The organism is Rhodococcus sp. 2G, from assembly GCF_001886355.1.
GTDB classification, from domain to species: Bacteria; Actinomycetota; Actinomycetes; order Mycobacteriales; family Mycobacteriaceae; genus Rhodococcus; species Rhodococcus pyridinivorans.
In genome coordinates, this window is the sequence record NZ_CP018063.1 from 69,268 (window position 1) to 82,273 (window position 13,006).

The following is a 13,006-nucleotide window of genomic DNA, read 5'->3' on the forward strand; positions in this document are numbered from 1 at the left end:
TCTCGGTGATGATTCAAGTTCCTACACAATCGTCACAACCAGGAACGAGTCGTGCCCGCAGCTCCATCTTCGCCCATGTCTGTTCCGGTGTCGGACACCGGGATCCTCGAGGTGCTCGATCTGGTCCCCGATCCGCGAGCGCGTCGCGGGGTTCGGCACCGGTTGACGGTGATCCTGGCGGTCGCGTTGGCCGCGGTGTGCGCCGGCGCGAGATCGTTCACCGCGGTCGCCGAATGGGTGCACGACGCCCCGAACGATGTCCGGAGCCGACTCGGCATCGAGGGCCGGCCACGGTCGGAATCGACGATCCGCCGCACCCTCGGACGCCTCGACGCAGGCGTGTTCGACCAGGTCATCGGGATATGGGCCTGGATGCGGACCCGGGTCGTCGACGGGCGCCGGGTGATCGCGGGCGACGGAAAGACACTGCGCGGGGCGAAGGATGCAGCCGGGCATCTGACGCACCTGTTGGCGGCCATGGACCACAACAGTGGGGTGGTCCTCGGGCAGGTCGAGGTCGGTGCGAAAACGAACGAGATCCCGCTGATCGTCGACCTCCTGGCCGGGCTTGACCTCACCGATGTGGTCGTGACCGCAGATGCGTTGCACTGTCAGCGGGTCACCGCCGAGTACATCGCCTCACGGGGCGGGCACTACGTGTTCACCGTCAAGAACAACCAGAGATCCCTGCGGAACTTGCTGAAGTCGTTGCCCTGGAACGATATTCCGGTCTCATCAACGATCAGGGGTCGTGGTCACGGACGACGGGAGTGCCGCACGATCAAGGCCACCGAGGTCGATGCCGGTCTCGGTTTCCCGCACGCCACGCAGGTTCTGCAGGTCCGCCGGACCGTCACCAGAAACGGCCGCAAGAGTGTCGAGGTCGTCTATCTGATCACTTCGATGCCGATGACCTGCGCGGCTCCAGCCCAGGTCGCGGCATGGATTCGTGGGCATTGGGGCATCGAGAACCGGCTGCACTGGGTTCGTGATGTCACGTTCGACGAGGACCGCTGCGCCATCCGCACCGGCAGTGGGCCGCAGGTCATGGCCACCATTCGAAACACGGTCGTCGGTATCCTCCGACTCGCCGGCCACGCCAGCATCGCTACCGCCCTACGGCATCACAGTCGTGATCCACACCGGCCGATCGAGCTACTTCACACCATCTGACATGCAATTACACGACTTTGCCGGGGCCCTGGGGCCGGACCGGCCTTGGCGATGGTCAGGGTCAGCAGCTCGGCGGTCAACGCCTGGATCTGCCGCTGGATCGCCGCCGGGTTCAGGCGCACGTAGGTGTCGGCGAGGATCGCCTTGTCCTCGACGGTGACCGTCTCGTGCTGCTCGGCGCGGCGTTTCGGGGTGGTAGCCGTGTCGTACTTCTTGATCACCTTCGCCCCGTCCCGCACCTTCGAGATCAGTTTCTGCTGCGGACAGAAGTAGTTCGACAGACTCGACTGCAGAACCCAGATCCTGTTCAGTAGCAACAACTCTGCCGGGGTGTCGTAACGGTGGTAGCCGACGACGGTCCGCACGATCGCCCAGTTCTTCTGCTCGACGTGCGCGCCGTCGTTGGAGTTGCCGGGTCGGGACCGGGTGAAGGTGATCTGCCGCTGCTCGCACCAGGCGAGCAGGTGGTGGTTGATGAATTCGCTGCCGTTGTCGGAGTCGACACCGCGGATCGGGAACGGCAGGATGCCGGCAATCTCCTCGAGCGCGGCGAGCACCCACTTACGGGCCTTGTTCGGCACCGACCGATTGTCGGTCCAGCCAGTGGCGATGTCGGTCACCGTCAGGGTGTAGGCGTGGTCGCCGACCGCGTTGCCGCCTTCGTGTCCGACCAGGTCGATCTCCACGAACCCGGGTGCCGCGTCGTCCCACTGCGCCCAGGTACGGATCGGGATCTGCGACTTGAGCAGCGACCCCGGCTTGGTGTGTGCCCGGCCCTTCGGATCGAGCCTGCGCCGGTCTTCGGCCAGCCGACGGTCGATGGTCGCCGCCGACATCGACACCAACAACTCCGCAGTGGCGTCGTCGATGCTCAACTCGCCGAACCTGCGCAGCGTCGGCACCAGCTCCGGCAGCACCGCCGCGAGCCGTTTACCGGCCGGCGCACCGAGCACCGCCCAGCAGAACCGCAGTGCCGCAATCACGTCGGGACCGTACTTCGGTGGTCTCGGCGTGCGCGGCTTGACCGGTGTGGGCCGCAGCGCCTGCGTCAACGCCTTACGGGCGTGATTGCGATGCCATCCCGTCATCGCGCACAGCTCGTCGAGGATGACACCCTTGGCGGCCTTGTCGGCCCGGGTGTACCGCGTCGCGATCGTCTTGGTCACGGCCTTGCGTTGACTCATCGACAGCCCCATCGTTCGGACCTACCGCCCGGCCCGAGCCGGACACGGCAGGCGCACCGCACGCGCGCATTCTCAGTTGAGGCAACGACTACCTCTATGCGCGCATTTTGGATGAGTCAACGCGGCGGTTTGACAGGCGCATCGGCCGTCCTGGTACAGTCTGGGGCTATGCAGCGTGCATATTTCTGGTTTAGCAGGCCGGCCCGGGGTGGGTCGGTCGGCGTGACCGCGCGCTGACTTCTTCACCTACGAGCCGGATCCAGACCGGCTCGTCGGAATCTCAGGTTCTCTCGGGTCGGAATCCGAACCACCGAGAACAGGAACCATCGATGAGCCCCAGCACCGGAACCGCGACCACCGGAATCTCCACGTCGAATCTCGACGAACAGCGCACCGTCAAGGTCAGCCCTCTCGTCGCACCCTCCGAGATCCGTGCCGAGTACGCACCCGACGCCGTCGTCGCAGCGACCGTCCGTTCGGGCCGCGCCGGCACCGTCGACATCCTGAACGGCACCGACGACCGTCTCGTCGTCGTGGTCGGCCCCTGCTCCGTGCACGACCCCGCCGCCGCGATGGACTACGCGCGCCGTCTGGCCGCCAAGGCCGAGGAGCTGCGCGACGACCTGCACGTCGTGATGCGTGTGTACTTCGAGAAGCCGCGCACCACGCTCGGGTGGAAGGGCCTGCTCAACGACCCGCACCTCGACGGCACCTTCGATATCAACACCGGTCTGCGCATCGGCCGTAAGCTGCTGCTCGACGTCTCCGGTCTCGGCCTGCCCGTCGGCTGCGAGTTCCTCGACCCGATCCTTCCGCAGTACTACGCCGACCTGGTCACCTACGGAGCCATCGGCGCCCGCACCGCCGCGAGTCAGGTTCACCGCCAGCTGTGCAGCGCGCTGTCCATGCCCGTCGGCATCAAGAACTCCACCGAAGGTGACGTGCAGGTCGCGGTCGACGGCACCCGTGCCGCAGCGGCCAGCCACGTCTTCCCCGGCACCGACCTCGACGGTCAGGCCGCGCTGATCGAGACCGTAGGCAACCCGGACTGCCACGTCATCCTGCGCGGTGGCAGCGCGGGGCCGAACTACGACGCCGAGACCGTGGCCGACACGATGGCCCGCCTGCGCAAGGCCGGTCTGCCCGAGCGTGTCGTCATCGACGCAAGCCACGGCAACAGCCGCAAGGACCACAACAAGCAGGTCGACGTCGTCACCGATGTCGCCGAGCGCATCGAGGCCGGCGAGAAGGGCATAGTCGGACTGATGCTCGAGAGCTTCATCGAGGCGGGACGTCAGGACCTGACCCTCGGCGAGGCCGACAAGCTCGACTACGGCAAGTCGATCACCGACGCGTGCATCGACTGGGACACCACCGCCGCGCAGCTCGACCGCCTCGCGCAGGCCGTGCGCACCCGTCGCGGCTGAACGGTCTGCGGCGCGAAGGGCCGGCGGAGTCGTCAGCGATGACGAACCGCCGGCCCTCGTCGGTCCGGTAGCGTCGTTTCCATGACTTCGGACAGGTTGTCGATCGTCGTGCCGGCCCACAACGAGGAGCGTTACATCGCGAAATGCCTTGCGGCGCTGCTCGCCCAGAAGTCGGAGATCCACGAAATCCTGGTCGTTGACAACAATTCGACCGATCGCACCGCGCAGATCATCGAAGCCATCGCCGCCGGCGAGCCCCTCGTGCGACGGATCGTCGAGCCAAGACCGGGTGTCGCATTCGCGCGCAATGCCGGATACGACGCGGCCACAGGAGATCTCATCGGACGGATCGATGCGGACACGCGGGTTCGTCCCGATTGGGCGCACACCGTCCGCAGTTTTTTCGCCCGCGACGACACCGCCGAGGTGGGAGCGATCAGCGGACTCAGCAACTCCTACGATTCCCCCTACCGCAGGCTCAAACAGTGGTACATCGACAAACGGGTCGCGCAAGGAACATTCGGCGGGGAACGGCGGATCGACAATCTGCACGGCGCGAACATGGCACTGCGACGCTCGGCGTGGGAGCGTGTCCGGGACGTCGTCAGTACGGACCCGAGAATCCACGAGGATCTGGATCTGGCACTGTGTCTGCGTGAGGTGGACATCGAGATCGCCCAGCTGACCGATCTGTACGCCGACCTGTCGCCGCGTCGGGCCTACACCCCGCCCCGTGAGTACGCGGCCTATATCCAGTCGGGAATCGACACCTTCGAACTGCACGGCCGCCTGACGCCGGAGATCCTCAGGCTCATCCGTCTACAGTCACGTCTCCACGTTCTCGTGTATGCGGCATACCGGCCCTACGACCCCGACCTGGGCAGATTCACCCTCCGGCGAGCGATCTTCGGCTCCGGCGGACGTGCGATGCCGATCGACACGAAGGGCCGCACGCCGTCCCCCTGACGACGGGTGGCCGGGACGCCGCAGGACCGTCCCGGCCATCATCGTGGGATCTTCTCGCCTCAGGTCACCTCAGCGGCGTGAAATCGCGGCTGCCGAGATAGGGAGGACGCGGCCTCGAGGCGGCGAACGGCTCGACGAGCGTGTTCTCGACGCTGTTGAACACGACGAACAGATTCGAGCGCGGGAACGGAGTGATGTTCCCGTTGGAACCGTGCATGCAGTTCGAATCGAAGACCGTCGCCGACCCCGCCGGGCCGGTGAAGGTCGCGATACCGTGCTCGGCGGCCAAACGGGTGAGGGTGTCCTCGTCGGGCGAACCTGTCGGCGGAACGTGGGTGACCAGCGACTCCCGGTAGTAGTCGTCGGGCGTCTCACCGGCACACGAAACATACGTCTTGTGCGAACCCGGCATGATCATCAGACCGCCGTTGTAGCCGTAATTCTCGGTGAGGGCGATCGAGATGCTCAGAGCACGCGGCTTGGGCATGCCGTCCTCTGCGTGCCACGTCTCGAAGTCCGAATGCCAGTAGAACGGTCCACCGCGGAAGCCGGGCTTGACGTTGAGCCGCGACTGGTGGACGTACACCTCGGATCCCAGCAGTTGCCGTGCGATTCCGGCGATTTCGGGCCTGCGGACGATCGAGTCCACAAGATCGCTGAGCCGGTGCACGTCGAAGACCGAGCGGACGTCGCCGCTGCCCTTTTCGCGGACCACACGGTCGTCGTCGCCGAGTTCCCGGCCGAGTCGTGAGGTCTCCTCCAGAAGGTTCCCGACGTCGTGGGCGGCGAGAAGTCCTTCGGCGGTGTGGAACCCGCGGCGGTCGTACTCGATCACGGCCTCGGTGTCGAGCGGCCCGCCGGCAGCCGAACCCCAGACGACGGGATCCTTCCTCTCGACGGACTCGCAGGCGGTGCGACCGCGGGTTGGATAGTCGTCGCGAACGGTCGTGCGCATAGCTCGTAGATCACCCTCTCGAAAGTCGATGACGGTTCGCTTCCGACGTTCCCACTGAAAATGCAGGAATGCAAGCCGGGCCCCGACATGTCCGCGTACCGACTCCTCGCCCATAACTCCTGGTCGAATCGAGTTTCGTTCCGGAACCGGCCGGGTATCCGGCGGCGTCGCGACGGTCGGCAGCCGATGCGCGTCAGCGGTGCTCTCGGTATGCGCGAGGGGTGTTTCCGGTCCACCTCTTGAACGCACGGCGGAAGGCGCTCGGCTCGGAGAAACCGAGCCGGGACGACAGATCGTCGACCGCTTCACCGCGTCTCAGGCCCGCGATCGCGAGGTCGCGGAGGACCTCCTCGCGCAACTGCCCCAGCGACGTGCCCTCCTGGCGGAGCAGGCGTCGCAGATGGGGAGGGCTCACCGCGAGCCTGCCGGCGATGTCCTCGGCGGTCGCCGTCCGGCCGTCGATGCCCGATTCGAAGATCCGCCGCACCTGGGACGACACCGTCGACTCGTATTCACGTTCGGAGAGAATGAGATTCGGAGAATCCCGCAGGTACTCCTCGAGTGATTCCTCGGTCTGCACGAGTGGCGACTTCAGTGCAGCATTGTCGATCTCGAGCGCGGCCCGCCCCGCACCGAAGGTCACCGGCACGCCGAAGATCGCGTCGTAACTGCGGGCCAGGACGGGATCGGGTTCGGTGTACGGCAGGAACACCGACCCGAGGGGGACACGCCCACCCACCAGCCACGCGGCGAAGCGGTGCAGCAGCATGAGAAGGAAATCCACCACCACGCGGGTCTTGTCGTCCACGACCTCCGGCAGTTCCACGTCCAGGAAGGTGGTGGACGCACCCGGGGTCAGGCTCAACTGCGGCAGGGACCGGATGACATGGTTCACCTCGATCATCCGTTGCAGAGCGTGGTCGAGATCGGGTCGGTGGATGAGGGTCAGGCACATAACCCGGAAGGTGCCGCGGGGCACGGGAGCCGCTGCGATGCCGAAGAGTTCGTCGTCGGTGATCTGCCAGACCACCTGCGTGAAACGACTGACCTGGGCGGGCGTGAGCCGGGCATGGGGATGGGTGAGCACCGCGCGGCTGATGCGTGCTGCCTCGAGGGCCGGTTGCAGATCGATGCCCTCCTCGGCTCCCACCTGTACCGCTCGCGACACGAAGTCCGACGGGATGGTCGGTCGCAACATCTAGCGCGCCTCCTGCAATCCGTTCAGACGTGCCACCGCTTCGGTGAGCACCTCGTCCCGTTTGCAGAACGCGAAGCGCACCAGATGGTTCCATGACGCGGTGTCGTCCACGAAGACGCTCACCGGTACCGCGGCCACTCCGACGCGGCCCGGAAGTTCCCGGCAGAAGGCCACCGCGTCGGTCCGGCCGAGGGGTGTCAGATCGGCGCACACGAAATACGTTCCGGTGGAGCCGAACACTTTCAGGCCGGCCTCGGAGAGTGCGTGGGACAGGAACGTTCGCTTGCGCTCGAGGTCGGCGCGCATCGACGCGATCCATTCCTGTTCGTGCGTCAACGCATGTGCGACCGCCGGTTGGAAGGGCGCCCCACCGACGAACGTCATGAACTGTTTCGCGGCGCGCACCCCGTCGATCAGCTCGCGCGGGCCCATCGCCCACCCGATCTTCCATCCGGTGACGTTGAAGGTCTTGGCGGCACTCGAGACCGTGATCGTCCGTTCGGCCATGCCGGGCAACGATGCGAGCGGGATGTGCGTGCGGCCGTCGAAGACCAGATGCTCGTACACCTCGTCGGACAGCACCAGCAGTTCGCGTTCGCAGGCGAGCTCGGCCAGGGCGGTCAGCGCTTCACGGTCGTAGACGGTGCCGGTGGGATTGTGCGGGCTGTTGACGACCAGCATCCGTGTCCGGTCGGTGACGGCGGCGCGCAGGGCGTCGACGTCGAGCACGAAACCGTTCCCGGAACGGGTCAGCGGCACGGTCCGTCGCGTCGCGCCGGCGAGCGCCACCGAGGCCGCATACGAGTCGTAGTACGGCTCCGTGAGGAGCACCTCCTCTCCGGGTTCGACGAGCCCGAGGATGGCGGCGCTGATCGCCTCGGTGGCACCGACGGTGACGAGCACCTCGGATTCGGGGTCGTGGTGCAGGCCGTACCGTGCGGCACGGTCGGCGGCGATCGCCTCGCGCAGGACCGGCATGCCGGACCCGGGCGGGTACTGGTTGACCCCCTCGGTGATGGCGCGGCGGGCGATCTCGAGCATTGCGGGCGGGCCGTCGACGTCGGGAAATCCCTGCCCGAGGTTGATCGCGCCGTGCCGGACAGCGAGTTCGGTCATCTCGGCGAAGATCGTCGAGGCGAACGGTCGTAACCGGGAGACCGTACGAACTCGTCCCGAAGTCGTCGAATCAGCCATTCCTGCAGCGTAGCGCCCGCGGTGTCACATCCGTGAGGTCTGCCTCGTCTCCATGATGTAGGCCACCTCGAACCGGCGGAGTATCCGTCGGTCGCACCGGAAGGACACCGTCATGGCACGACTCGAAGCCGTCGCTCCCGACCGCACCGGTCCGATGACCCGTGCGATGTATGCGCTCGCCCGCCGCAGGTTCGGTTCGGTCCCCGAACCCTTCGCGGTGGCCGCGCACCATCCGCGGTTGATGCGTACGAGCGGAGTCCACGAGATGCTCGCCCAACGCGCCTCCACCGTCCTGCCCGCCGCGGTCCGGGAGATCGCCGTCTACCGCGTGGCGTGGACCGTCGGATGCTCGTGGTGCATCGACTTCGGGACGATGCTGCAGCGACTGGACGGACTCGACACCGAACGACTCGCCCACATCGCCGAGTACGAGACCTCCGATCTCTACAGCGACGACGAGAAAGCCGCGATCGCCTATGCCGATGCGATGACCGGCGACGTGGCGAAGGAGGTCACCGACGAACAGGTCGCCGACCTCGAGCGTCGTTTCGGGCCGGCGGGCGTCGTCGAACTCACCTATCAGATCGCGCTCGAGAACATGCGTGCGCGCATGAACTCGGCGCTGGGCATCCACGATCAGGGATTCAGCACGGACGCCTGCCGGGTACCCTGGGCCGACGAAGCCGGGAACGCATGACGCCTAGTCGAAGATGCTGTCGGGCAGGAGCACTCCGCGTCCGAGCTTCTCGGGGTTCGCGATGTCGTAGGCCGCCCAGATCCGTCCGTCCCGCACGGTCCACGCCGTCACGCGCGGAGGGAAGCCCGGCCGACCGTCCTCGGCCGGGCGACCGCGGTTCAACAGACCCATCTCGCCGTTGACGAGGACCGGTTCGAAGGCCGTCAACGCCTCGGCTCCGTAGAGCCGCAGCAGTCCGAGGATGAACCGCGCGACCTTCTCGGCTCCGACCACGACGTTCAGCGCCGTACGGGTCGTGCCGCCGGCGTCGCCGATCATGCGGGCGTCGGGATGGAGCGCGGCGACGACGGCGTCGAGGTCGGCGCCCGCGAAGGCCGCGACGAGCCGCCCGACGGCCTCCTCGTGTTCGGCCGGTGAACTCGGCGGTGGAACGGCCGAGACCGTACGGCGGGCGCGGGAGGCCAGCTGGCGGGCGGTCGGGGTGGCGACGCCGAGGATGCGGGCGATGTCGTCGAACGAGATGTCGAACGCGTCGTGGAGCACGAACGCCACGCGCTGTGCCGGTGTCAGGCTGTCGAGGACGACGAGCGCGGCCAGGCGGTTGTCCTCGTCGCGCACGATCTCGTCGAGCGGGTCCGGGGGAGCGAGGGAGCCGAGGGGCGCCACGACGGGTTCGGGCAGCCACTGGCCCACGTAGGTCTCGCGGCGCACCGCGGCCGAGCGCAGTCTGTCGAGGCACAACCGTCCTACGACTGTCGTCAGCCAGGCACGCAGGTCGCGCACCTCGGAGACATCCGCGCCCACGAGTCGCAGCCATGCGTCCTGCACGGCGTCCTCGGCGTCGGCGATGCTGCCGGTGAGGCGGTACGCCACCGACAGCAGGTGGGTGCGGTTCTCCTCGAATGTCTTCTGGGTGCTCTCGTCGAGCATGGGGACGATGCTAGACGCGATCGGCTGCGGGGCGAAGGGGTGTCGATCGCGCGTACGGATGCTGTCGGGCGCTTATTCTCGTCCTCGAACGGAAGGGGCGCCGTGGACAAATACGACATCAAGCGTGAGCACCGCGAGCTGTACTCGTGCTCGGCCGAGGATTTCGCCGAGGTGCACGCTCCCGAGTTCGACTACCTCGCCGTGGACGGCAAGGGTGATCCGAACGGTTCCGAGGAGTACGCCGATGCCGTCGAGGCCCTCTACTCGGTGGCGTACACCCTGAAGTTCACCTCCAAGAAGGAACTCGGGCGGGATTTCGTCGTCGGACCTCTCGAAGGCCTGTGGTGGAGTGAGGACATGACCACCTTCCTCACGCGGGACAAGGACTCCTGGTCGTGGCGCATGCTCATCGCGCAGCCGCCCTGGATCACCGACGACATGATGAACGACGCGATCGAGACGGCGGGCGACAAGGCCCGGGCGAAGAAGAATCCGCTCCCGTCCCTGCCGCGTGTGCGGCCGTTCCGGCTGGCGGAGGGCAGGGCGCTGCAGATCCTGCACATCGGACCGTACGACGACGAAGGCCCCGTCCTGCAGCGCCTGCACACGCAGGTGATGCCCGAACGAGGGTTGGCATTCGCCGGCGACCACCACGAGATCTACCTGTCCGACCCTCGCCGCACGGCCCCCGAGAAACTGAAAACGATTCTGCGTCAACCTGTCACAGGCATACAGGAGCGATGATGGCCGCCACCAGTGCAGGTCTGCTGTTCTACCGCATCGACGAGACCGGTCTGCTCAGCGTGTGGCTCGTCCACCCCGGTGGTCCGTTCTGGAAGGGGAAGGACGAAGCGGCCTGGTCGGTGCCGAAGGGGGAGTACGACCCGGAGGAGGATCCCCGGGAGGTCGCCCTGCGCGAGTTCACAGAGGAATGCGGGATCGAGCCCCCGGATGTGCCGTTGTCGTTGCTGGGTCGCTACCGGCAGTCGTCCGGCAAGATCGTCAGCATCTACGCAGGAGAGACGACGGACGAGCTGGAATTCGTCGAAAGCAACACGTGCGAGGTCGAATGGCCGCCGAAGTCCGGTAAGCGGATCACGATCCCGGAGGTCGACGATGCGCGCTGGATCGTCGCGGCGGACGCCGAGACGAAACTGATCAAGGGGCAGCGGCCGGTGTTGGAAGCACTGCGGGCGCGATTGGACGAAGAAGGGCGGTACTACCGCGTCGACCCGTAGCCCGGCAGCACCATCGGAACGAGGAACTGCCGCGCGATCGACGCCAGGGCGTCGTCGTCGTCGATGTCGACGACCTGACTCGGTGTGGTGAGGAACGATGCCGAGATGCGGACGATCATCTCCGCCACCAGATCGGTGTTCAGATCGGCGGCGACCGTTCCCGCGCGTTGCTCTCGCTGCAACTGCCCCGCGACGAACCGGCGGACAGCGGCGAGCATCGTTCCGTCGTCGCCTCCGATCGCACCGGCGAACAGCACCGGTTCGGTCTCGAGCAGATTGCCGATCAGCCTGTTCGTGCGGATGACGCGCAGCGCGCTGACGAATCCGAGGACCACCCTGTCGGCCACGGTGTCGGCCTGGGCGATGTCCTCGAGGAAACGCAGGAAGTAGCGGCGGAACTCGCGCATGATGACCTCGTCGACGAGGGCATCCTTCGATTCGAACTTACGGTACACGGTGATTCGCGACAGTTTCGCGCGGCGGGCGATCTCCTCCATCGAGGAGCGCTGGATGCCGGTTCGGCAGAACTGTTCGTAAGCGGCATCGAGCAGGCGCACGCGGGTCTCGTCGATCTCGGTACCCATGACGGATTCGTCCGGGAGTAGAAGTGCGTCCTGAAAGGCACGTTCCAGCAACGACGCCGATTCGGCAGGGGGCGGTAGGGAGGCGGGTGAGACCGCTCGGGAAATCGGCGACGCAGAATCCACATGTCCTCCTCGAAGTCCAGAGTTTACCGTTCCGGTCCCGGCGCGGACCATGCCGAGCAGTGATATTTCACGATTCATTGTGACCCGAGCCACAGTGTGGTTCGATGCTACAGAGAAACGCTGAATGTTTCATTGCTACATCCGCGAGTCGTAGGGGAGCGGCAGTATGGATAATCCGAGCAGGCGCGACGTTCTGAAAACCGGTGGTCTCCTGGGTGCCTTGGGGGCGTTCGCGGTGGCAGCGCCGGCCCAGGCCCGGCCCTGGAAGTGGTCACCGTCAGGATCGATACCGGGTGCGGGGAGCGGTGCCGACCCGCGACAGGTATGGGACAACGAGGCCGACCCGCTCGTCGCTTCATTGCTCGAGCGGGGCGACGTACCGAGGGTCAACGAGCTGCTGCGCACCTGGAAGAAGAACTCCCAGCCGTTACCCGAAGGACTTCCGAACGACCTGCGCGACTTCATGGAACACGCCCGGCAGCTTCCGCCCTGGGCCGATCCGGCGAAACTCGAGACGGCCGTCCGCTTCAACGAGAAGCGCGGGTTGTACCTCGGTGTGCTGTACGGATTCGTGAGCGGGATGATGAGCACGGTCATCCCGAAAGAGGCGCTGGCCGTCTACTACTCCAAGGGCGGCGCGAACATGAAGGGCCGCATCTCGAAGACTGCAAAATTGGGCTACGACATCGGTTCTCGCAACGCGTATCTGGGCGACGGCGAAATGATCGTCACAGCCGTGAAGACCAGGCTCGTCCATGCCGGCGTGCGTCATCTGCTTCCGCAGTCCTCGCACTGGTCCAACATGGCACCGGAGGACGTGCCGATCAGCCAGCACGACATGATGGTCACCTGGCACAGCCTGCCCACCAGCGTGATGCGCACGTTGAAGGAGTGGAAGGTTCCCATCCCGGCCGCGGAGGCCGACGGATTCCTGCACTCGTGGCAGGTCAGTGCGCACATGCTCGGCATCGAAGACCAGTACATCCCGGCCACCTGGGACGACGCCGAATCCCAGGCGCAGGAGGCGCTCGATCCGATCCTGGCGCCCACACCCGAGGGCGTGAAGCTCGCCGATATGCTCCTCGATCTCGGTAAGGGTCTCGACTTCTCGCTGTTGTCCCCCGTTACCTTCTTCGTAGTCCCGCACCGCGGGACCACGGTCGCCAAGTTCGGTATGACTTCTTGCCCCTGTCTCTCGAATGATCCGGGGGGTGGTGTCGCCGAACCTGGTGACGTCGATGGACCGCTGATAGGGACACGGCCACCGGATTTGCGGTAGGTCTCTTCGTAACGTGGGTGCCGGGTATCGACGTCGGATCGGTGACCGTCCGGAGCGG

The 13,006-nt window shown here is 66.2% G+C and carries 13 protein-coding genes; 7 read left to right on the plus strand and 6 right to left on the minus strand.

Annotated features, from left to right (window positions below; translation table 11 throughout):
- Window positions 1–75: 75 nt before the first annotated feature.
- Complete coding sequence (locus tag BO226_RS00350) at window positions 76–1,173, plus strand: ISAs1 family transposase (protein WP_071934394.1); 1,098 nt, start codon at window positions 76–78, stop codon at window positions 1,171–1,173.
- Here BO226_RS00350 and BO226_RS00355 read toward each other — a convergent pair.
- A complete protein-coding gene (locus BO226_RS00355) occupies window positions 1,161–2,369 on the minus strand; it encodes a DDE-type integrase/transposase/recombinase (protein ID WP_071934395.1) in 1,209 nt (402 codons plus the stop codon). The genes BO226_RS00350 and BO226_RS00355 overlap by 13 nt on opposite strands.
- 317 nt (window positions 2,370–2,686) lie before the next feature.
- On the opposite strand from BO226_RS00355, the gene BO226_RS00360 reads away from it, so the two are divergent.
- Entirely contained in the window at window positions 2,687–3,784 is a 1,098-nt protein-coding gene (locus tag BO226_RS00360; RefSeq protein WP_006551720.1) for a 3-deoxy-7-phosphoheptulonate synthase, read from the plus strand.
- Between the two features lie 81 nt (window positions 3,785–3,865).
- Window positions 3,866–4,750, plus strand: a complete 885-nt coding sequence (locus BO226_RS00365) for a glycosyltransferase family 2 protein (protein WP_071934396.1) — start codon at window positions 3,866–3,868, stop codon at window positions 4,748–4,750.
- 64 nt (window positions 4,751–4,814) lie between these two features.
- Here the strand turns inward: BO226_RS00365 and thpD are convergent, their stop codons facing one another.
- The 3 genes from thpD to BO226_RS00380 all read right to left on the minus strand — a co-directional run bounded on the left by thpD (window position 4,815) and on the right by BO226_RS00380 (window position 8,097).
- Window positions 4,815–5,705, minus strand: a complete 891-nt coding sequence (thpD, locus tag BO226_RS00370) for an ectoine hydroxylase (protein WP_071934397.1) — start codon at window positions 5,703–5,705, stop codon at window positions 4,815–4,817.
- Between the two features lie 193 nt (window positions 5,706–5,898).
- Window positions 5,899–6,903, minus strand: a complete 1,005-nt coding sequence (locus tag BO226_RS00375; protein WP_006551717.1) for an AraC family transcriptional regulator — start codon at window positions 6,901–6,903, stop codon at window positions 5,899–5,901.
- Window positions 6,904–8,097, minus strand: coding sequence for a pyridoxal phosphate-dependent aminotransferase (locus tag BO226_RS00380; protein WP_033096801.1), 1,194 nt, complete (start codon window positions 8,095–8,097; stop codon window positions 6,904–6,906). It lies immediately after the preceding gene.
- Window positions 8,098–8,209: 112 nt separating this feature from the next.
- On the opposite strand from BO226_RS00380, the gene BO226_RS00385 reads away from it, so the two are divergent.
- Entirely contained in the window at window positions 8,210–8,794 is a 585-nt protein-coding gene (locus BO226_RS00385) for a carboxymuconolactone decarboxylase family protein (RefSeq protein WP_006551714.1), read from the plus strand.
- A gap of 3 nt (window positions 8,795–8,797) precedes the next feature.
- Here the strand turns inward: BO226_RS00385 and BO226_RS00390 are convergent, their stop codons facing one another.
- Window positions 8,798–9,724: a sigma-70 family RNA polymerase sigma factor gene (locus tag BO226_RS00390; protein WP_024103063.1), complete on the minus strand. Its 927-nt coding sequence runs from the start codon at window positions 9,722–9,724 to the stop codon at window positions 8,798–8,800.
- Between the two features lie 102 nt (window positions 9,725–9,826).
- On the opposite strand from BO226_RS00390, the gene BO226_RS00395 reads away from it, so the two are divergent.
- Window positions 9,827–10,468, plus strand: coding sequence for a GyrI-like domain-containing protein (locus tag BO226_RS00395; protein ID WP_071934398.1), 642 nt, complete (start codon window positions 9,827–9,829; stop codon window positions 10,466–10,468).
- On the plus strand, window positions 10,468–10,962 hold the full coding sequence (locus BO226_RS00400) for an NUDIX domain-containing protein (RefSeq protein ID WP_071936305.1): 495 nt from the start codon (window positions 10,468–10,470) through the stop codon (window positions 10,960–10,962). The genes BO226_RS00395 and BO226_RS00400 overlap by 1 nt, the downstream gene beginning before the upstream one ends.
- Here BO226_RS00400 and BO226_RS00405 read toward each other — a convergent pair.
- Complete coding sequence (locus BO226_RS00405; RefSeq protein WP_083543549.1) at window positions 10,944–11,546, minus strand: TetR/AcrR family transcriptional regulator; 603 nt, start codon at window positions 11,544–11,546, stop codon at window positions 10,944–10,946. The genes BO226_RS00400 and BO226_RS00405 overlap by 19 nt on opposite strands.
- 289 nt (window positions 11,547–11,835) lie before the next feature.
- Between BO226_RS00405 and BO226_RS00410 the strand changes: the two genes are divergently transcribed.
- Window positions 11,836–12,948 carry an oxygenase MpaB family protein gene (locus BO226_RS00410; protein ID WP_232238027.1) on the plus strand — a complete coding sequence of 371 codons (1,113 nt, stop codon included), beginning with the start codon at window positions 11,836–11,838 and terminating at the stop codon, window positions 12,946–12,948.
- Window positions 12,949–13,006: the final 58 nt, after the last annotated feature.

Coding starts and splice junctions, on each gene's coding strand:
- BO226_RS00360 (WP_006551720.1), top strand. CDS start 2,687: ATGAGCCCCAGCACCGGAACCGCGACCACCGGAATCTCCACGTCGAAT.
- BO226_RS00400 (WP_071936305.1), top strand. CDS start 10,468: ATGGCCGCCACCAGTGCAGGTCTGCTGTTCTACCGCATCGACGAGACC.
- BO226_RS00350 (WP_071934394.1), top strand. CDS start 76: ATGTCTGTTCCGGTGTCGGACACCGGGATCCTCGAGGTGCTCGATCTG.
- BO226_RS00410 (WP_232238027.1), top strand. CDS start 11,836: ATGGATAATCCGAGCAGGCGCGACGTTCTGAAAACCGGTGGTCTCCTG.
- BO226_RS00390 (WP_024103063.1), bottom strand. CDS start 9,724: ATGCTCGACGAGAGCACCCAGAAGACATTCGAGGAGAACCGCACCCAC.
- BO226_RS00375 (WP_006551717.1), bottom strand. CDS start 6,903: ATGTTGCGACCGACCATCCCGTCGGACTTCGTGTCGCGAGCGGTACAG.
- BO226_RS00355 (WP_071934395.1), bottom strand. CDS start 2,369: ATGGGGCTGTCGATGAGTCAACGCAAGGCCGTGACCAAGACGATCGCG.
- BO226_RS00385 (WP_006551714.1), top strand. CDS start 8,210: ATGGCACGACTCGAAGCCGTCGCTCCCGACCGCACCGGTCCGATGACC.
- thpD (WP_071934397.1), bottom strand. CDS start 5,705: ATGCGCACGACCGTTCGCGACGACTATCCAACCCGCGGTCGCACCGCC.
- BO226_RS00380 (WP_033096801.1), bottom strand. CDS start 8,097: ATGGCTGATTCGACGACTTCGGGACGAGTTCGTACGGTCTCCCGGTTA.
- BO226_RS00405 (WP_083543549.1), bottom strand. CDS start 11,546: ATGGGTACCGAGATCGACGAGACCCGCGTGCGCCTGCTCGATGCCGCT.
- BO226_RS00365 (WP_071934396.1), top strand. CDS start 3,866: ATGACTTCGGACAGGTTGTCGATCGTCGTGCCGGCCCACAACGAGGAG.